The sequence below is a fragment of the Rhodococcus globerulus NBRC 14531 genome, assembly GCF_001894805.1.
GTDB classification, from domain to species: Bacteria; Actinomycetota; Actinomycetes; order Mycobacteriales; family Mycobacteriaceae; genus Rhodococcus_F; species Rhodococcus_F globerula.
Genome location: NZ_BCWX01000001.1, coordinates 469,195 through 491,013 on the forward strand (window position 1 = coordinate 469,195; position 21,819 = coordinate 491,013).

The following is a 21,819-nucleotide window of genomic DNA, read 5'->3' on the forward strand; positions in this document are numbered from 1 at the left end:
ATACATAATTCGGGGCTGATGAAGGTGGAGGTATCGGGTTTGAACTCTTTCCCGCTGTCTCGTGCCCAACAGGCGCTGTGGCTGGCGCAGCAAGTCAATCCTTCAACCCCTTTTGTTGTTGCCCAGTACGTGGAACTTCGGGGACTTATCGACGTGTCCGCTTTGATCGAAGCAACGGACCGTGGGTGCCGCGAGATCGAATCTGCGCTGGTACGGCTGGTCGAGACGGATGCGGCACCACACCAGGTTGTTGACCTTTCAATTCCCGATTCGCTTGGCTATGTTGACCTACGCGGCAGTAAGAATCCGTTCGAAGCAGCACATCAGTGGATGACGCTGAGATATTCACGCCCGATTGATATGTCGGTCGATCGTCTAATTGCCGCCACTTTGTTGCACGTCTCAGAAAATCATTACTTCTGGTATTCGCACGCCCACCACTTGGTACTCGACGGACATGGCGCAATGACGCTTATGAATCGAGTTGCGGAGCATTACACACATTTGGTGGAAAACACTGAGGTGCCGCCCTTACGTGCGCTCGGATTGCATGAGCTGTACCAGTTGGATACGTCGTATCGTTCGTCTTCCCGATTCGAAACAGACCGGCAATATTGGGCTCAGCTGGTTGACGGTATGCCAGAACCCGTGCGGTTGACCGAGCGCCGCGCAGCGCCGTCGATGCCGCAGCGCATGCTCACCCGCACCATGGACGCAGATCTCGCCGCGCGGATCACCACAGTTGCGAAACTGTGGGAAACCAGCGAGGTTCCGATTATCGCCGGTGCCTACGCCGTGTACCTGGCCCGCATGGCCGGAGTTACCGAAGTTACTCTGAGCCTTCCCATTTCAGGACGGACGACGGCCGCGATGCGACGCTCCGGCGGAATGCTCGCCAACATCGTGCCGATGCGCGTGTCGGTTGATCCGGAATTGACAGCGGCCCAACTCGTGAGTCAGCTGTCCACGCAGTTGACCGGCGCCCTGCGCCATCAACGATTCCGTTACGAAGATATGGCCGGCCCCGGCAGCCGCGGTGGGACCCGTGATTCGGCTGGGCCCGCCGTGAACATCATGATGTTCCACAACACTATTCGCCTCGGCGACGTTGTCGGAGAATTTCACGTACTCACGTCCGGCCCTATCGACGATCTGTTCTTCAGCATCTACCCAGCGGTTGCGGGCGCTGATATTCGGTTGGGATTCGAGGCCAACCCCGGTGTTTACAGCGAGCAAGACCTCGAGCTTCACCACCAGCAGTTTGTGCAGGTTCTGACCGAGCTTGTCGATGCGCCCGAGGATCTTCCGGTGGGCAGGCTCGGTGTGCTGACCGCCGAGGATTACGCGATGCTGGTGCCCAGCAGGGGATTACCGGCAATCGCGCCGCAGACACTCGACGCAGTTCTGTCCGAAGGATCCGGCGGCGCCGGAACACCGGCAGTCCGCGCGGACGGCGCTACGATCACCTATGGTGAGCTCCGCTCCCGATCAGCCTTCTTGTGTAACAAGCTGATTGATCGCAGGGTTGGCGCCGGCGATGTGGTGGCGATCATCGCAGCGCGTTCGGCGGGGTCGGTAATCGCCTTCCGCGCGGTCATCCGATCAGGCGCCGCCTTCATGTTCGTCGATCCGGACTACCCGGCCGAACGTATCGAATTCATGTTGGCAGACGCGGGCGTGAGCGTCGTAGTTGCGCCGCGATCGTGGTCGGCGCCTACGGGAATTACGCACGTGGACATCAACACCGACCACTACGACGATGCCGATCAACACGAAACACCTGTACTGCGCGCTGCGGCGATCGATGACGTCGCCTACATCGTTTACACATCAGGCTCCACCGGGCAGCCGAAAGGTGTTGCGGTGACACACCGCGCTGCGACTTCGCTGCTGCGCGGCCACTCCAGGAATCTTGTTGTCGACGCGTCGGCCCGGGTCGCTCACTTTGTTTCACCCGCTTTCGACGTTGCGGTACTGGAACTCCTTCTTGCACACGGAACCGGCGCAACCGCGGTAGTGGTGCCGCCCGGCTTGATCGGCGGTGCTGATCTGGCCGACTACCTACGCGCAGAACGCGTGACGCACTTCCTGTCCACGCCGGCGGTGGCGTCGTCGATGGATCCGAGTGGCTTGCCGGACCTGCGCATGCTCAACGTCGGCGGCGAGTCGCCCTCGCCGGATCTGATCGAGCGGTGGTCGCCGTACGTCGGCGTCGTCAACTCGTACGGTCCCACCGAAGCGAGTGTGACCGCGTTCATGAGCGAACCGCTGGACCCGGCGCAGCGACCACCGATCGGCCGGCCCATCGACGGCGTATCCGCTGTTGTGCTGGATGCACGTCTGCAGCCGAGCGCAATTGGAGCAACCGGCGAACTGTATGTGATGGGCCCCGGACTGGCACGCGGATACGTGCGCCGCGCGGGCCTCACCGCTGAGAAGTTTGTTGCGGCGCCGTACGGAGACCCGTCGAGTCGCATGTACCGAACCGGCGACCTCGTGCGGTGGACGGCAGAGCGCCAGCTCGAATTTGTCGGGCGCGCAGACCATCAGGTCAAGATCCGCGGTGTCCGGGTCGAACTCGGTGAGGTGGAAGCGGCACTGACGTCCGTCTCAGGTGTGGCGTCGGCGCTGGCTGTCGCTCGCGACGGCGAAATCGCTGCGTACGTTGTACTCAAGGCCGATGAGGGGCCTGAGTCCACCTACACGTCGATTGTCACCGAGACGTCGTTTGTCACCGAGCATCTGGTGAATGTTCTACCCGCTGCGATGATGCCGTCCTCGGTCACCGTGGTCTCTACCTGGCCGACCACAATAAACGGCAAGATCGACCGAGACGCGCTACCCACGCCGCATCGCGAAGCGGACGTCGCGCTGCAACCGGTCGATCACCACGAAGCTCTTGTTGCCGCCGTGATGGCAGATGTACTCGGCGTTGCATCGCTGAGTGCCGATGCCGATTTCTTTGCCTCCGGCGGGAACTCGCTTGCCGCGGTGTATGTCGCGAACAGGCTGTCCGAGGCCCTTCGCATTCGCGTAGGTGTCCGCGACGTGTTCGAGGCCTCGACACCCACGGGACTCGCGCAGCACCTTCGCCGATCGGCCGCAGGTTCGGCGTTGCCGGAACCTGTTGTGGTCACCGCCAATGTCGTGGTGGAACCGTCACTGGCGCAACAACGTATCTGGCTGCTCTCGCGTCTCGCCCCGGAATCTTCTGCCTACAACGTCTCTTTCGAGGTGACACTCGGCGGAGTGCTCGACATCGACGCGCTCGAGCAGGCGTTTGCCGACGTCCAACAGCGGCATCGCGTCTTGCGGACGACGTATCCCATCGGAACTGCAGGCACAGCAGTGCAGGTCCTGTCGGACTCCACGACAAGCCTGCTGCAGGTTGGCGCAGACGAATACGCCGGCGCGGCCGCAGATGCAGCCGGACGCGGATTCGACGTCGCTGCCGAACTGCCACTGCGCTTGGTGCTGGCGTCGTTCGGCGAACACGACCACCGCTTGACCGTCGTTGCTCATCACATTGCTGTAGACGGACTCTCGTTCGGTGCGGTGGTAGGTGACCTGGTCCGGGCATATGACGATCGCGTTAGCGGCGCACAGCCGAACTGGCCGGCGCAGTTGCTGGATTACCGCGACTATTCGGTGTGGCAGCGAGCAGCGCTCGGCGACCCCGATCAGCCGGGAAGCCTTGCTCATGACCAACTTGCGTTCTGGGAGAACACGCTTGGGTCGCTGCCGACGCAATTGGATCTGCCCACCGACAGGCGACGGGCGATGGGCACGGAGCCGCCCGCTGCCACTATCGCGTTCGACATACCGGCAGATCTTCACGTACGGCTGACGGCGATTGCCCGCCAGCACAACGCCACCACGTTCATGGCGCTGCATGCAGTGCTCGCAATCCTGCTCCACAAGATCACCGGCGCAGAGGATTTTGCGATCGGGACTCCCACGTCCGGACGCGCACACCCTGCGTTCGATTCCACAGTTGGCATGTTTGCCGGCACGGTGGCACTGCGCACGGCGACCAAGCCGGGGGACACCTTTGCTGCATTCCTCGAACAGGTTCGCGATGTCGATCTCGCCGCAATGTCACACGCGGACGTGCCGTTCGATTGGGTGGTCGATCGGGTTGCACCCAACCGTGGACTGAACCGGAATCCGTTGTTCCGTGTGGTGCTAGCGCTCGACGCGTTTGGTACCGAGGCCGATATGGCACTCGGCTCGGCGACGGCACACGGCGTGGGACGCACCCCCGATCACGCTCGGTTCGACATCGAAATCGCCGTCCGTGAAGAACGCCTTCCCGACGGCTCGCCCGGAGGAATCGCCGGGTCACTCACCTACGCTGCCGATATCTTCGACGCGGAGACCGTGACCGGATGGATGGACCGGCTGCTGCTAGTCTGCGAAGCCGTCACGGCCACGCCGGATATCACGCTTCGTGCTGTCGACATCCTGAGCAGCGGCGAACATGATGCGCTGACGCCAGTTGTTGCGGCGCCTGCTTACTCGGCACACTCCTTGGCAGAACTGTTTCTGGCACAGGCGATTACACACGGTGATGACGTTGCAGTAGGCGTCGGCGAAGATCGTCTCACGTACTCCGAGCTCGAACATCGGTCTGCAGTGCTTGCCGGCGCATTGATCGAGCGCGGTGTGCGAGTGGGAGACCGGGTGGCCGTTGCGCTGCCGCGCTCGTCGGAGTTTGTGATTGCGGTGCTGGCCGTAGTTCGGTCCGGCGGTGTGTACGTTCCCCTGGACCTCGACTATCCCGACGCGCGGGTCGAGTATCTACTCGGCGACGCCGCACCGACACACGTGCTCTGCGCCGAATCTGCGGTACCCCGCCTGACGAACTTCGGCCGCGAACTGATCGACGTTGCGGCAGTGGGTGATCCCGACCTTGCCCGACGCCGCGCGGTGGTACCTGCGCAGGACGCGTACCTGATCTACACCTCCGGCTCCACCGGCACCCCCAAAGGTGTTGTGGTGTCACATGCCAACGTCATCGCGTTGCTGGCGGCAACCGAAAAGATTCTCGATGTAGGCGCAGGCGACGTGTGGACGATGTTCCACTCCGGTGCATTCGACTTCTCGGTCTGGGAGATGTGGGGAGCGTTGACAACCGGTGGACGGTTGGTTCCCGTCGACGCCTATGTCGCCCGGTCCACTCCGCAGTTCGCGCAGTTGCTGGTAGACGAAGGAGTCACTGTTCTCAATCAGACTCCGTCGGCGTTCCAGGCGCTTGCCGCGATCACGCAGTCCACCGAACTGCCCGTGCGGCTGTTGATCTTCGGCGGGGAAGCACTGGATGTGGGCTCGGTTCGCGGCTGGCTCGACAGCCATCGCGAGATTCGCGCCGTGAACATGTTCGGCATCACCGAAACCACGGTGCACGTCACAGCATTCGATCTTTCGGGCGCCGGTGACGACGATTCAGTCATCGGCACGGCGCTTCCCGGACTCCGTACGTATGTATTGGACAGCTCGTTGCGGCCGGTGCCGGAAGGTACCGTCGGCGAACTGTATGTTGCCGGCCCGCAGGTTTCGGCCGGATACTTCGGTAAGCCCGCACTGAGTGCAACCAGATTTGTTCCCGAACCCGCCGTTGCCGGATCGGTGATGTACCGCAGCGGCGACAGGGTTCGGATGTACCGGGGCGCGCTGCGGTACATCGGTCGTGCCGACAGTCAGGTAGAGCTGCGCGGCTATCGCATCGAGCCGGGCGAGATCGAAGCGGCGCTGTTGCGTCGGCCCGAGATCAGCGCGGCCGCAGTAGTTCTGCGTGAGCTGCCCACCGGACCGGCGCTGGTGGCCTACATCGCGCCGGACAGCGGGGATGCGGACGCCGTTGTCACGGATCTGCGCAACCAGTTGCCCGCTCATCTGGTGCCCACGCTGATTGTGCCGCTGCCCGCACTGCCGATCACCGCGCACGGCAAACTCGACCGAGCAGGATTGCCTGAGCCTGCCTCGCGCCCCACCCACGGGCGGCCACCGCGCGACCCGATGGAAGAAACCGTTGCAGCAGTATTCGCCGAACTCCTGCACCTCGAAACCGTGGACGTCGCACGGAGTTTCTTCGACCAGGGCGGAAACTCTCTTATCGCGACCCGTCTGTCTACCCGGTTGAGCGCGGTCTTCGACACCGACATCGATGTGCGTGAAGTATTCGAGCGCCCCACCGTCAGCGAATTGGCCGCAGGCATCAGCGCCAGGATCGGCAGTGGCCGTCGACGCATCGCTCTCGAACCTGCCGGCAGCGATGCAGAATTGATCCTCTCGCCGGCGCAGCACCGCATGTGGATTCTCAACCAGTTCGACACCACCGCAGCCGGATACAACATTCCCGTGATTCTGCGACTCGACGGAAACGTCGACGCCAAGACGCTGCGCAAAGCCGCGGTTGACGTAGTAGAGCGGCACGCGACGCTCCGGACGGTCTACCCGGTGGGAGTCGACGGTGTGCGTCAGGTGGTGCTCGAGGCCGAACTGGTCACTCCCGCACTCGAACCCGTGACAATCGGCTCTGAATCGGTCATGGACCGGGTTGCCGAGTTGGTGGGATCAAGCTTCGATGTGACGGTGGATCCACCGGTTCGCGGCGAACTGTTCCGCCTCGACGAGGGCTCTCATGTTCTGGCATTGGTGATCCACCACATTGCCGCGGACGCGTGGTCGATGGACGCGTTGATTCGAGACACCGTCACCGCATACACCGCCCACGCGAAGGGCGTCGCGCCGTCCTGGCAGCCGTTGCCGGTTCGGTACACCGATTACAGCGTGTGGCAGCGCGATTCGGGAGTTCCCGATCATGTCGCCGAATACTGGCTGGAGAACCTGGCCGGTTTGCCAGATCAGGTGACGTTGCCGCTGGATCATCCACGGCCGCTGACGCCGTCGGGCCTGGGCCGATCCCATCAGGTCGAGCTCGGTGATTCCTTGCGCGGGCTGCTCGACACCCTGGCACGATCACACAACGCCACCACGTTCATGGTGATGCATGCCGCGCTGGCCGCACTCGTCTCGCGGTACAGCGCCAGCGCCGACGTGCCGATCGGGACAGTGGTGGCCGGCCGCTCCGATCCCAAGCTGGACGATCTGGTGGGAATGTTCGCGGGCACGTTGGTTCTGCGAACCACGATCGATCGAACCGCGTCCTTCGCGGAGTTGTTGGGCCACGTTCACCAGCAGGACCTGGCCGCATACACCCACGCGGACATGCCTTTCGAGACGCTCGTCGAACAGCTGAATCCGGCCAGGTCGCCGTCGCACCACCCGCTGTTCCAGATCGCGCTGTCCTTCCAGGCGCCGCGGCCGACCAGCTGGGAACTGCCGGGCCTGACTCTCACCCCGATGGTTGCGGAGTTCGAACATGCGAACTTCGATCTCCAGCTGAATGTGACTGACGCCGCCGACGATCACCCGATGCGCCTGGAATTTGCCTACAACGCAGATCTATTCGACGCAGACACGGTCACCCGGTTCGCGGAACGGTACGTGCGCTTGCTCGAGCGGGTAACCGCTGATCCGTCGGTGATTCTCGGGCGGATCGATCTTCTGGACTCGGGCGAGCGAGCAGCGTTGGTTCCGGCCAGCGGGGTCGACACTAGCGCGACAACCACATTGGCGTCGATGCTCACCCGTGGAGTGCGCACCGCACCGGACGCGCTGGCAGTTACCGGCAACGGCGATACCCTGACCTATCGCGAACTCGATCGCCGCTCCGACGTTGCCGCGGCGGACTTGCGCGCCGACGGTGCGGGGCCCGAACGGGTGATCCCGTGGACGGCGGATCGCACTGTCGATTCCATCGTCCGGTTGTGGGCCATCGCCAAGACCGGTGCGGCGCCCGCCTTGATCGACCCCGCTCAACCGGCGTCGCGCACCCTCGATGCGCTCAGCGCGGTGCTTTCCCCAGATCTTGGTGCTGCAGCGACAGAGACGATCCCCAGCGGCGGCGCCGCCTACGTCGTGTTCACCTCGGGTACCTCGGGCGCGCCCAAAGCCGTCGTGGTCACGCACGAGGGTCTGGGAGCACTCGACGCCGATCTGGCAGCGCGCTACCGCGCAAGCACTGGTTCGCGCGTACTTCACCGCGGCGCACCGGGATTCGACATGACGCTCCTGGAGGTGTTGATCGCCGGCTCGAGCGGGGCAACACTGGTGCTCGCGTCGGATGCCGAGTTTGCCGGTCCCGCGCTCACCGACCTGCTTCGACGCGAACAGATCACACACCTGTGCATCACACCGACGGTGATGGCGACGGTCGAGGACAACGATCTGCCGCACCTCGAGATGGTGATGCTCGGTGGTGAGCGCCTGACCGTCGACATTGTCGAACGATGGTCACCGGGACGACGCGTAGTGAACGGCTACGGTCCGGCCGAGGCAACCATGTACACCGTTGCGACAGAACCGCTTATCGCAAACGGCCGCGACATCCCCATCGGGTATCCCGTCGCCGGCGTCGACGCTTTTGTGCTCGACAACTTCCTCGAGCCGGTTCCACCTGGCGTCGCGGGCGAGCTCTACCTTGCGGGCGCTGCGCTTGCGCGTGGATACGCCGGTCACCCCGAATGGACGGCCGAACGCTTTGTCGCCACCGCAGGCGGCGCCAGGATGTACCGCACCGGCGATCTGGTGATGTGGAAGAACACCGGTAGTGGCCACCGGCTGCACTACCTAGGCCGCAACGACGCGCAGTTGAAAGTCAACGGTGTGCGGATCGAGCCTGCCGAGATCGAAGCGGCCATCGCAGCGATCACGGAAGTCGACTTCTGCGCAACGGTTCTCCGCACCAGCACCGCGGACACTCCGATGCTGGTGACGTATGTGCGCCCGAAACGTGGTGCGCAGCTTGACGGTGACGACCTGCGCCGCAGGCTCGCCGATGCGCTCCCGTCGTACATGGTCCCGGGTGCCGTTGTGGTTTTCCACGGCGATCCGCCCGTGGTGAACGGCAAACTCGACGTGCGCGCATTGCCGACACCCCGCGTTTCCGCCTTGCCCTTCGAACCTCCGCGCACCGCCACCGAGCGTGCTGTGGCCGACGTATTCGCCAGCGTGCTCGGAACCGACCACATCGGCCGTGGCACACACTTCTTCGATCATGGCGGTAACTCGCTACTTGCTACCCGAGTGACGTCGCAAGTAGGAAACACCCTGGCACGGAACATCTCGCTGAGACTGCTGTTTGCACACCCGACCGTCGCGGAACTTGCTGCGGCGCTGGAACAAGAGCCGGATTCCGATCGGGGTGTAGCGGACATTGTTGCCGGTCCGCGTCCGGTAGAAATTCCGCTCTCACGCAATCAGCAACGTATGTGGGTGCTCAACACCCTCGACGCCACCAGCAGCGCGTACAACCTGCCGGTTGCCGTTGACCTACGCGGTGAGCTCGACGGTGCGGCTTTGCAACTCGCCCTCGGTGACGTGCTGAACCGGCACGAGATCCTGCGAACCGTCTATCCGCAGCGGCCACCGGTGCAGCAGATTCTGGCCGATGCGAACCTGATACTTGAATCCCGTTCTGCCACCGAAGACTCACTGGATGCCGATCTGCATGCCTTTGCATCCCAAGGGTTTTACGTGAGCAATCAGCTCCCCATTCGCGCCGCACTGTTCATACTCGCGCCCGAGCATCATGTGCTCGCGGTGAATGTGCACCACATTGCCGCAGACGGTGGCTCTCTGGTGCCGATCGTTCGCGACGTGCTTGCTGCCTATTCGTCCCGGCGCGCAGGTTCGGCTCCGCAGTGGCAGCCGCTGCCGGTTCAGTACGCGGATTATGCAGTGTGGGAACAGGCTTCGGAAACCGAATCGGTATCTCACTGGCAGACGGAACTCGCGGACGTCACCTCGGTGGCGCCGCTGACGCCGGATCGCGGCCTCGTGTCGACGACGTGGACAGCAGATCGTGTGGAGTTCTCCCTCGACGCCCACACCACGTCGGCGATCGCTGACTTGGCCGGCCGGGCCCAGGCAACACCCTTCATGGTCTTTCACGCCGCACTGGCAGCAGTTCTCTCGAGGTTGAGTGGCAGCTCGGACGTGGTGATCGCAACCGCGGTGGACGGACGCCGCTCACCTGCCTTGGACGGCCTGATCGGAATGTTTGTCGATACTGTCCCGCTGCGGGCACAGATCCTCCGCGACACGACGATGCTGCAGCTCGTGGAACAGGTTCGTGACCGAGATCTTGCGGCCTTCGAGCACAGCGATGTGCCCGTGGAAGCTCTGACCTCGATGCTCGGTGGCCGGATGCCGCAAGTTGCGTTGGCCCTGCAGAACTTCACCATTCCTGACGTCGACATCGCCGGCCTGGCCGTCAGTGCTACCGAAATCGATACCGGTGCAGCCAAGTTCGAGATGCAGGTATCGCTGACCGAGCGGCCGGACGGCCACACGGACGGGCTGGTTGTGTACGCGCGAGAGTACTTCGACGCAGCGACTGCGCGATCGGTGGCCGACCTGTTTGTCGACGTTGTGCAGCGCGCGCTGGCCAACCCCTCCGTGGTGGCGTCGGAAGCATCAACGATCTCAGCACCCAGCTGGGTGGCAACACCCGTTGATTCGTCCCGGACTCTGAGTGAGATCTTCACCCGTACCGCAGCGGCGTTTCCCGACAACGTCGCACTGCGCGACGGCACAGAGATGCTCACGTATCGAGAACTCGACGACGCGTCGAACGAACTGGCACGTGAGCTGGTAGCTGCCGGCGCCGGACCGGGCGCGGTGATCGAGATCAGCGCGGTGCGATCGATCGACTACGTCATCCGTCTGTGGGCGATAACCAAGACCGGCGCTGCTTTTGCGCCGATCGACCCTGATTTCCCCGACGCCCGTCTGCGTCAGTTGCGGGCGGTGTTGCACTCGGTCAGCCCTGTTCCCGGCACGCAGAATCCGGACGCCGTGGCGTATGTCATCCATACCTCCGGGTCGACCGGCAACCCCAAAGCAGTTGCGGTAACCCACCGCGGGCTTGGCCCGCTCACTGACGAAGCTGTGGCGCGATACCGCGTCACACCGGATTCGGTTGTCCTGCAGGGCTACAATCCGAGCTTCGATGCCGCTGTGCTCGAGATGTTGCTTGCTTTCGGCAGCGGAGCAGCATTGGTTGTGGCGCCTCCCGACGTTTACGGTGGCCGAGACCTCGAAAAGTTCGTGGCAGAACACCGCATCACGCACCTACTGTCCACCCCGGGTGTGCTCGACACGATGGACCCGGCCGCACTGCCACTGCTCGACGTGGTTGCCGTGGGCGGCGACGTGCTCTCGCCCGCGACCGCACACGCCTGGAGTACCGGCGCGCGGATGCTCAACGCCTACGGCCCCACGGAAGCCAGCGTCGTGGCAACTCTTGCGGATATCGACTCGGACAACGGAATTGGTGAACCCATCACCGGTACCGGAGCCGAAGTGCTCGACGCCGCTCTGCGCCCCGTCCCGTTTGGCGGGGTGGGGGAGTTGTACGTCAATGGTCCCGGTCTCGCGATGGGTTATCTCGGCGATCCCGCCGCAACGGCTACATCCTTTGTGGCGGCAGCGGGCGGGCGGCGACGCTACCGCACCGGGGACCTGGTACACCGAACAGCGAGCGGCGCATTGGGATTCGTCGGTCGGTCGGACCGCCAAGTCAAAGTGCGCGGTGTGCGTGTGGAACTGGCCGAGATCGAGACTGCGGCGCGGTTGCTCCCCGGAGTGAGTGCTGTGTCCGCGCTCCTGATTGGCGACGTGATCACCGCATTTGTCGTTGGCGAGGAAACCAGCGAAGACGCGCTCCGACATGAATTGGCGGCGCAGCTACCCGGGTACCTCGTGCCGGGACGTATCGTCATGCTCGATGCGTTGCCTCTCACCCGCAACGGCAAGGTGGATGTGAGCGCACTGCACGCGCACCTCGGCGAATCCACACCTCACGCATGGCCGCTCACTGCCACAGAAGAATTGGTGACGGCAGTGATGTCGCACCACGCGGGCAGCACTGTGGGTGTGAGCCACAACTTCTTCGAATCCGGTGGAGATTCACTGTCTGCCACGGTGGTCGCGGGTCGACTGGCTTCGGTGTTCGGGCGCGACGTATCCGTTGGTGCGGTTTTCGAGAATCCGTCGCCGCGTGCGTTGGCTTGCTGGATCGATGCGGCCGAAGACGTTGTGGTCCGGCCACCGCTCACCAGTCGTGCCGCCGAAAGCCGGGTGCCGTTGGCTCCCGCGCAGCAGCGTATGTGGTTGAGCTCGCAGCTCGGTCCGGCGTCGTCGGCATACAACTTGGTATTCGCGGTCGCCATCGGACCGGACATCGAGGTAGACGCTCTGGCGGAAGCCATATCGGATGTGGTTGGCCGGCACAGTATTTTGCGCACCGTCTTTCCCGCTGATTCCGTCGGGCCACACCAAGTAGTCGCAGATGTCGCGGCAATCGATCTTGATCCCGTGCTTGTCGGCGATCTGTACGAGAGCGCAGCGCTCTTTGCGTCCGCGCCATTCCAGTTGGAACACCAACCGCCGATGCGCGTGCAGTTGACCGTTGACGGCTCCGGCGCCCGGGCCTTGGTTGTTGTGGTGCACCATATTGCGCTCGACGGCGGTTCGACGGGCATCGTGCTCACGGATTTTGCCGCCGCACTGTCTGCGAGAGGTGCGGGGCATCAACCGGATTGGCGCCCGCTGCCCGTCGACTACCAGGACTACAGCATCTGGATGCGCGGCGTGCTCGGTGACAAGAACGATCCGACCTCACTCGCTCACCGCCAACTGGACTACTGGACAACAGTTCTCCGCGGTGTCGACGGCGTTTTGCCGCTGCCGACAGACCACCCGCGGCCCGCTGCTCCGACACAACGAGGTTCCGTCGTGTCCGCCGCGGTTGACGGTGACCTGTACGCGGGGCTGACAGCTCTGGCCCACTCGCAGGGAGTGACTGTCTTCATGCTCCTGCACAGCGTGATCGCGGTGCTGCTCGCGCGTGAAAGCGCAACCGACGACGTGGTTGTCGGCACAGCGGTAAGCCTACGAAACGATCCGGACCTGCAGTCGATGGTCGGAATGATGGTGGGTACCGTCGCGCTGCGGACGAATATCCGTCCAGGCGATCAATTCTCGGACATCCTCGACCAGGTACGACGCGTCGATCTCGGGGCCATGGACAACGCCGACGTGTCCTTCGACGACGTGGTTGCCCGAATCGCGCCGCCGCGCACGGCAAACGAACACCCGCTCTTCACCGTGATGCTTGCGTACCAACGTGCACACGAACTTCCGAGTGTGCCCGGGATCGAACCGCTCCGGCTGACCGGGGAAGCCCCCGTAACCGCCGATTACGATCTGACCTGGGATCTGACCGACACCGGCGTCGGTGTGCGCCTGCGATTGCTGTATGCCACCGACCTGTTCGAGCAGTCGACAGCAGAACTGTTTGCCGCGAGGTTCATGCGGATTCTGGGCGAAGTGGTGGCGCATCCGCAGAGTGTGGTGGGGGATATCGATGTACTCGGTGACCGAGCGAACCAGCCGCAGCGCAGTCGCGGTGATATCGCGCCGCTCACCCTGGCCGCACTCATCGGCAATGTGCTCGCTGAAGCTCCCGAGGCCATCGCGCTCGAGGCAGACGGCCGGGTATGGACTTACCAAGAGCTGTTCGACCAATCAACATACTGGGCTCAGGAACTGGTGGATCGGGGAATCGGGCCCGACGACGTTGTTGCCGTTGCAACTGGTCGCGGACATCTGTGGGTAGTTGCACTGTGGGCCGTGGCGCGAGCCGGCGCCGCCTGGGTTTCCGTGGACCCGGATCAGCACCATGAGCGACTCGAAGCGATGGTTGCCGACAGCGGAGCGAGCCTTGGACTGTGCGTGGCGGGCGCCCGCTCCCTGCCTGCGGTGACGACGTGGATTCCGATGTCCGATCGCACTGCGACAACGTCGTTGACCGGCGCGCGGGCAGCTCACCCGGACAACCTCGCTTACGTCATCTACACCTCGGGATCGACCGGTACCCCTAAGGGCGTTGCGGTATCTCATCGCGGCCTGGCAAATGTGTGTGCCACCCATCTCGAGATGTTCGAGACGGGCACCGCCATGCGCATCCTGCAGCTGGCGTCACCTACCTTCGACGCCTCGGTCCTCGAATTCATGATTGCGCCGGCCGCGCTCGGAACGCTGGTACTGGCACCGGAATATGTCTTCGCGGGAGCCGAACTGACGGAGTTCATCGTCTCGCACGCGATCACCCATCTCATCGCAACACCCACTGTTCTCTCGACACTCGACCCGAACGAGATCCCCTCGTTGACAGTGGAATCGGCGGGAGAGATGTTGAGCGTGGATCTGGCGGCGCAGTGGTCCGCTCGGCACCGGATCTTCAACGGATACGGACCCAGTGAGACCACGATCGCGGCGGCAACGTCGGCGCAGATAACCGGCGGCGACACAGCGATCGGAACCCCGGTACATGGAGCGTCGACGCTTGTCCTCGACTCCAGGCTGCATCCGGTTCCCGACGGCGTCACCGGCGAGCTCTACATCGCCGGCCACAACCTTGCCCGCGGATACATCCACGCGCCCGAGCGGACAGCTCTTCGGTTTGTTGCCGACCCGAACCGTCCCGGTGCCCGGATGTACCGCACCGGAGACCTCGTTCGACGACGGCGAAACGACGGTGCCCTCGAATTCGTGAGCCGCAACGACGACCAGGTGAAGATCCGCGGCATCCGCGTCGAACCCGCCGAGGTCGACGCCGGATTGCGTCAGCATCCCGCTGTCACGTTTGCGGTAACCGTTGTGGTGGACGGGGAACTGGCGTCGTACGTCACGCTCGAGGATGCGTCGGCGGATCCGAGCAGTCTGCGCAAGTTTGCGTCGGCAACCCTGCCGAGTCACCTTGTTCCCGCAACCGTCACGGTGATCGACGCGGTTCCGGTGCTACCGTCCGGCAAGGTCGACAAGGTGGCATTGCCGGCGCCGGACCACCGCGTCTCAGGTGTGATCGAGCCACCCGAAACGGAACTGGAAGAGTGCATCGCACAAGCGTTTGCGCACAACACATCCGCGCACACGGTTGGTCGGTATGACAATTTCTTCGACCTCGGCGGAACCTCCATGGGCGCGGTTGACGTAGCGTCGACGCTACGCACGCGGCTCGATCGTGATGTGCAGGTTCAATGGATCTTCACCGATCCGACCGTGGCCGAACTTGCCGAACGTATCGAGGCCGGCGGAAAGACCGATCCGATGGACACCATTGTCCTGCTCGGGGGAGATCCACTCGATCAGCGTCTGCCGCTCTTCTGCGTTCACCCCGTGAGCGGATTGGCGTGGTGCTACGCCGGTGTGGCGCAGCACCTGGGCGGACGTCGGGTCTACGGAGTGCAGGCAACGGGTGCGGGCGAGCTGCCCGGAACCCTCAACGCGCTCGCCGAACGGTACGTGGACGCGGTGCGGATCGTTCAACCCGAGGGCGCGTACCACCTGCTCGGCTGGTCGCTCGGTGGAACCGTGGCGCAGGAGATGGCGGTGGCGCTCGAGGAGTCCGGCGCGAGCGTCGGATCGGTTGTCATGCTCGATACGTTGCCGCCGGAGAGGATACCGGCCATTCAAGTAGCTCCCACCGCTGGCGAGCTATTTGCCGAACTGGGTCTGACCGAGCTGGAAGCGCCGCGCGTCGATCTGACCTTTGCGCAGGCGGCCGACGAGATCCGCACCAGAGCTCACCTGGAATTTGTGACCGCTGAACTCCTGGAAGCTGCTTCGGAGAGAGTGGAGAAACTTGCCAGAATGGCGAGTGACCACGAACCGAGGAGCTACCGCGGAGTTGTGGATTTTGTTGTTGCGCAGAGAGATCTCCATCGTCATCGCGACCTGGTCGAGCGATGGTCGGATCGGGTCGCGATCATTCGCGAACACTCGGTCGATGCCACGCATGCCGAGATGATGGCGCCATCAGTTCTCTCTCAGATCTTTGACCTGGTGCGGTATCGAGAGGATTCTGATGTGACGTAGCAAGCAGTGTCTAAGGATTTGCTGTTCAATTGAATGTCAGGTATGCGGCAAATGTCGCGGGTTCTGACGTGACGCTTGTGATCATCGCTCCAACGCGCAGCTCAGTGCGTGAGCCGAAAGGGATTGAAGATGGAAGTACAGGACTACCTGAAGGTATTGCAGGCGCGCTGGAAGATCATCGCTGTTGTCACCGTTGTCGCGATTCTCGGCGCGTTGGGCGCCTCGCTGATCTCGACCCCGATCTACCAGGCCTCTACCAGGCTGTTCGTGTCCACCACGCTGGGAAGCTCCGTCAACGAGGCATACCAGGGAAACTTGCTGTCACAGCAGCGGGTTACGTCGTACACCAAGCTGCTGACCGGACAAACCCTCGCACAGCGCACTATCGATCGGCTCGGTAGCGATGCAGTCAACGGAATGACGCCGGCCCAACTCGCGGCAAGCGTTGTGGCGACGTCCGCACCCGACACGGTTCTGATCGACGTGGGCGTGAAGGATCCGTCGCCCGAACGTGCACGCGATATCGCGAACGCGCTATCGGACGAGTTTGTCTTGATGGCAAAGGAATTGGAGACCCCGGAGACGGGTGGAACCCCGGCGGCCCGTGTGGTCGTCGAGCAGGAAGCGGGAACACCCACCACACCGGTCTCGCCGAACACCAAGCGCAACATCGCACTCGGCGCAGCAGTTGGTCTGCTTCTGGGTATCGCGCTTGCCGTCTTGCGTGACCGTCTCGACAACACCGTCAAGGATCGTCGGGTTGTCGAAGAGGTAGCAGGCTCGGCGTTGGTCGGAACCATTCCCTTCGACAAGGAAATGCAGACCAAGCACACCATCGAATTCAACGAAGGCAACTCTGCCAGCGCAGAGGCCTACCGCGAGCTGCGTACCAACCTTCAGTTCCTCGAAGTCGACAACCCGCCACGCGTCATCGTTGTCACGAGTTCGCTTTCCGCAGAAGGTAAGACGACGACGGCCGTCAACATTGCTCTGGTTCTCGCCGAGGCCGGAAAATCGGTCTGCCTCGTGGAAGGCGACCTGCGCAAGCCGCGAGTCTCGAAGTATCTCGGCATGATCGGTACCGTCGGCCTCAGCTCGGTCCTGGCCGGTCAAGCGCAACTCGACGACGTACTGCAGCCGACAACGCACGGCGATCTGGTTGTCCTTGCCTCAGGACCTATTCCGCCGAACCCGAGCGAATTGCTCGGCACCGATCACTCTCGGCAGGTTCTTGCCGAACTTCGTGATCGCTTCGAGTACGTCATCATCGACGCGCCGCCGCTGCTTCCGGTCACGGACGCTGCAGTTCTGACCGCAATGTCAGACGGCGCCTTGGTAATTGCGCGCCACGCCAGCACCAAGCGAGACCAGCTTGCCCGGGCCGTCGGCAACCTTCAGAGCGTCGGCGCACGCATCTTGGGCACCGTCATCACGATGACGCCCGCCAACAAGCGCGGCGGTGGATACGAGTACAAGTACTACTACGAAACCGACAAGACGGTGCCTGCGCTCGCTGAAGCTGCGCCGTTACCGGGAGCCTCCGAAGGTTCTGCGGCTCCTGCCAAGGCCACCGCACCGAAGAAGGCGCCGGCACCCGCGACGGACGCCGCAGATACCAACGCCGCTCCCGTCAAGGCTCCCGTGAAGGCTTCCGAGGAAGCCCCACACTCCTCGATACCGTTCGATGATGCGCCAACTCAGGAGTTCCAGCTCCGGACGAGTGAAAACGGACATCGCTATCTCGATTGATTCTGTTACCGCCGAATCAGCCTGAGTACATAAACGGGACTTTGGTCCGGAAACGATCACTTTTTTTCCGACCAAATGCCCGGAATGTGCTAAAAAAGGTTAGTATCACGGCGGTGGCAATCCGCCATTCACCTTAATGATCCGGAGGATCTCATGCTCGGTTCCCTGTATTCTTTCAGCGCAGAAATTGGCGTCCCGTCTGTTGATGACATTCTGGCATTCATCGGCAAGGGCATCGGGTCGATCTTGAACGTGAGTGCGTAGTAGCTAACAAACAGCCCCTGTCCAACTGAGCTGGACAGGGGCTGTTTTCTGTCTGAGGGCAATGATTACCGAAGAGGATCGGCAAGCGGAGTCCTATTGAGCGGGAATCGCAATGCGCCGTAGCAAAGGCCCCAGAAGAGTGGCGATCTCCAAACCCACAGCGTGGAAAGTTTCCTCATCCGCGCCTATAGGATCGGCAACGTCTTCACTTTCCTGAACGTGATAGCGCGGGCGAGCGTCGGCGAGTTCGGCAACGGTTGTTGCCGCCGATTCTTCCGCTAACCGAGCGGCCTCACGTAATGTGAAAGTTCGCTTGAACTGCGATGGCGCCAACGCCAGAATCTTGTCGCGATGACGCTCCGTCATAGCCAGAATCAAATCGGCTTCAGACGCGATCGCAGTGGTAAGTCGGCGAGCGCGAAAATTGGAGGGATCGCCTCCCAGCCCTTCCAGTACCAGCGCCGCTGTCGGTTCCACCGCATGACCGACAAGGGCGCGTGTGCCGGCACTCGACGCCGTGAGATCCGTGATTCCCGCTTCCTCCGCAAATGCTCGAGCAAGGCGTTCCCCTGTTGGCGATCGGCAGATATTTCCGGTGCAGACAAAGAGGATGTGCATGAGGTCAATCATAAAGGGGCAGCGCCACAATGCGGCACCATGATGTCGCGAAATGTTTGCACATCGACTACGCGGTGTTCCCGCCGCGTCCGTCGCTGGGATATATGAACTACTCATGAGACTGACCGTGTTCGGGACCGGGTACCTGGGGCTGACCCATGCCGTGTGTATGGCGGAACTGGGACATGAGGTTCTGGGCGTCGACATCGACGCCGCGAAGGTCGAGATGCTGTGCGCCGGTCATGTTCCGTTCTTCGAACCTGAACTGGCACAGCTGTTGACGCGGAATCTCGAGTCCGGGCGGCTGGGCTTCACGACGTCGTACGCGGAGGCCTCGGAGTTCGCGGATTTCCATTTTCTTTGCGTGGGCACTCCGCAGAAGCGCGGCGAGAAGGCTGCGGACATTTCTCACGTCGATGCCGTGATCGACACGCTGGCACCGCTATTGGAGCGTCCGGCCGTCATTGTCGGGAAGTCGACAGTTCCCGTGGGGACAGCCGCACGGCTAGGCGCGCGGGTTCGGGCCGCTGCCCCGGCCGGCGACGGCGTCGAGGTGGCGTGGAATCCCGAATTCCTGCGCGAAGGAAAAGCCGTCGCAGATACGCTGCGTCCGGACCGGCTGGTTGTCGGCGTCGATCGGGATCGCCCCGGCACCGCCGAATCTGCTCTTCGGGACGTCTATGCCTCGATGCTCGACGCGCGCATCCCGTTTCTGGTTACCGACCTGGCGACATCGGAACTCGTGAAAGGTTCGGCAAACGCCTTTCTGGCCACAAAAATTTCGTTCATCAACGCGATCGCGGAAATCTGCGAGGCAACCGGAGCCGACGTCACCGTGTTAGCTGACGCCCTCGGTCACGACGAGCGGATCGGGCGGAGCTTTTTGAATGCCGGTCTGGGATTCGGCGGCGGTTGCCTGCCGAAGGACATTCGGTCGTTTGCGGCGCGGGCCGGGGAGCTGGGCGTTGATCAAGCCTTGTCGTTCCTCCGTGAGGTGGACAGCATCAACATGCGACGCCGAACCAAGGTCCTCGAGATGGTGACGCAAGCCTGCGGGGGCAGTTTGCTGGGAATGAACGTGGCTGTCCTAGGGGCGGCCTTCAAGCCAGAATCGGACGATGTGCGCGATTCGCCCGCACTGAATGTTGCGGGCATGATGCAACTGCACGGCGCGAACGTGACGGTGTACGACCCCAAGGCGATTGAGAATTCGCGCACCATTTTTCCCACGCTCAACTATGCAACGTCGACGTCAGAGGCGTGCAAGCGCGCAGATGTCGTACTGGTTGCCACCGAATGGTCTGAGGTTGCCGAACTCCAACCGTCACAGCTGGATTCGGTTGTGCACGGGCGGGTGATCGTCGACGGACGCAACTGCCTCGACCCGTCACTCTGGCGATCGGCCGGCTGGATTTATCGCGGGGTAGGGCGGTGAGAGCTAAGGGTAAATAACTGACAAGTTGCCAGCCGTACGGTCGGTTCGACTCTGCACACCTCCCCGATGCAATCGAATGGGTAGACTTCCCGCCGGAAGGTGACGGGTCTGCTCATGGATCTGTTTGCAGTCGACGAAGGTGGCTCATGAACTTGGTGCTCGGTGTAACAGTGGGGGCGAGCGCTGTGCGCTTGGCACGCCCAGGAGCGCCGGAGCACGGTGGGCCGGTATTTCGATCCAGAGCGATCGTGCGCGGACACGAAACCCCCGAAGACGTGGCAGCCGATTCCATTCGCGTCGCGCTCGCGGAATTCGCCGGCCAAGACAACTCCGTCGCCGTCGTCTATCGCGATCAGAGTCAGGCAGGCGCCCTCAGCCAGGCACTTGATCGTGGCCGGATCGACAACTACCGGCTGATACCCGAATCTGCGGCGATTCTGCGGATGCTCGAGGAACCGGGAACGCTGGGCGCACAGAACACCCTGGTGGTCATCGACCTCGGCGCCACCGGTGCAACCGTCGACGTCCTCGATCGCACCACCGGTGCAACCGTCGTCACCGCCAGATCCAGTCAAGTCAGCGGCGATCAGTTCGACGCACTCGTCTACCTCGACCAAACCGAACGACGTCGCATCGCGACGCCTACCGATCCCGAAGGCATCGCAGAACTCCAAGCCCGGAGCCAACTGGCCAAGGAACAACTCTCGACCCGCAGCGCAGTCTGCCTCCCCGGACCAGGCGGATTACTACTCCTCTCCCGAGAAGTCTTCGACTCCTTGGTCGCGCCCAGCGTCGAGGCTCTGGCCCGAGAGGTCCGTGAGGTGGTTGCCACCTCCGGTCGGCGCCCGGACTCCGTTCTACTGATCGGCGGCGGCGCCCGAGTCCCCATCATTCGCACCGTGCTGGAACGGTGGATCGAAATCCCCGTCATAGCGCCGGAACAGCCAGACCTCCTCGCCACGCAGGGAGCCGCACTACTTGCCGGCGGCGCGCCCCGCAGAGAACCCGTCGCTGCGCCCGCCGTGACTGTTGCGGCCCCGGCAGTGGCGCCGATCTTTGCGCCGTACCCGATCAACACTCCTGCTGTGGCGCCGGCGCCCGTCCAGGCATTCGCCCACGGTGGCCTTGCAACGATGACCGGGCCAGGGCCTGCGCCGGCTAGTGCCGATCTCCATGCGCCCGCGCATGCGCAGGTGGCGCCCGCACCCGAGTCAGTACCGACCCAGGCTCAACCAGCCGCCGACTACGACAGCGACGAATCAGACGTCAAAGAACCCGTCATGGTCGATGCCCAGGCGTACTCGGCTGTTCACGAGGACGTCAGTGGGGGACAACCCACCTGGCTCGCCACTACTTCACACGACGAGACAACCACCCCGGAGTCAGGCAGGCAGTTCCGATTCGCCGGACTGGGAGCCGGTGTTGTTGCCGCGATCGTCATCGTCGGTCTGGGAATGGGCTACGGCGGGAAGGTGTTCGGCGATTCGGGCGAAGCCGGCCCGGTAGCAACAGAGGTCACCACAACACAAACGCCGTCGACGACGGTTCCGACCACCACCACAACACCGCCGCCTACCACCACAACAGAGCCGCCTCCGGTGACGGAGGAAGCTCCCGTGTACGAGGCACCATACGAGGCGCCGTACGTCCCGCCGGCACCTGCGCCGGCGCCGCCGCCCGCGCTGTACATTCCCGGGCTGCCCCCGATCCTGCTTCCCGTTCTGCCGCCCATCCCCGGTTTGTGA

5 protein-coding genes are annotated in these 21,819 nt (G+C 63.0%); 4 read left to right on the forward strand and 1 reads right to left on the reverse strand.

Annotation, left to right across the window (positions count from 1 at the left end; translation table 11 throughout):
* The first annotated feature begins 18 nt into the window (after nucleotides 1-18).
* Both RG2_RS02065 and RG2_RS02070 read left to right on the forward strand, forming a co-directional pair.
* A complete protein-coding gene (locus RG2_RS02065; protein WP_230590270.1) occupies nucleotides 19-16,008 on the forward strand; it encodes a non-ribosomal peptide synthetase in 15,990 nt (5,329 codons plus the stop codon).
* Between the two features lie 129 nt (nucleotides 16,009-16,137).
* Nucleotides 16,138-17,757 (forward strand): tyrosine-protein kinase domain-containing protein, encoded by a 1,620-nt coding sequence (locus RG2_RS02070; protein ID WP_080711791.1) that lies wholly within the window; start codon nucleotides 16,138-16,140, stop codon nucleotides 17,755-17,757.
* A 357-nt stretch (nucleotides 17,758-18,114) separates the two neighbouring features.
* Here the strand turns inward: RG2_RS02070 and RG2_RS02075 are convergent, their stop codons facing one another.
* Nucleotides 18,115-18,639, reverse strand: coding sequence for an arsenate reductase/protein-tyrosine-phosphatase family protein (locus RG2_RS02075; protein ID WP_033235836.1), 525 nt, complete (start codon nucleotides 18,637-18,639; stop codon nucleotides 18,115-18,117).
* A 115-nt stretch (nucleotides 18,640-18,754) separates the two neighbouring features.
* Here RG2_RS02075 and RG2_RS02080 point away from each other — a divergent pair, with 115 nt between their 5' ends.
* Together RG2_RS02080 and RG2_RS02085 are read left to right on the forward strand one after the other, a co-directional pair.
* Nucleotides 18,755-20,074, forward strand: a complete 1,320-nt coding sequence (locus tag RG2_RS02080; protein WP_033235724.1) for a UDP-glucose dehydrogenase family protein — start codon at nucleotides 18,755-18,757, stop codon at nucleotides 20,072-20,074.
* Nucleotides 20,075-20,220: 146 nt separating this feature from the next.
* Entirely contained in the window at nucleotides 20,221-21,819 is a 1,599-nt protein-coding gene (locus RG2_RS02085; protein WP_033235723.1) for a DUF7159 family protein, read from the forward strand.

Bases quoted from the DNA above. Each gene is read 5' to 3' on its own strand.
- RG2_RS02065 (WP_230590270.1), top strand. From the start codon at position 19: ATGAAGGTGGAGGTATCGGGTTTGAACTCTTTCCCGCTGTCTCGTGCC.
- RG2_RS02070 (WP_080711791.1), top strand. From the start codon at position 16,138: ATGGAAGTACAGGACTACCTGAAGGTATTGCAGGCGCGCTGGAAGATC.
- RG2_RS02075 (WP_033235836.1), bottom strand. From the start codon at position 18,639: ATGCACATCCTCTTTGTCTGCACCGGAAATATCTGCCGATCGCCAACA.
- RG2_RS02080 (WP_033235724.1), top strand. From the start codon at position 18,755: ATGAGACTGACCGTGTTCGGGACCGGGTACCTGGGGCTGACCCATGCC.
- RG2_RS02085 (WP_033235723.1), top strand. From the start codon at position 20,221: ATGAACTTGGTGCTCGGTGTAACAGTGGGGGCGAGCGCTGTGCGCTTG.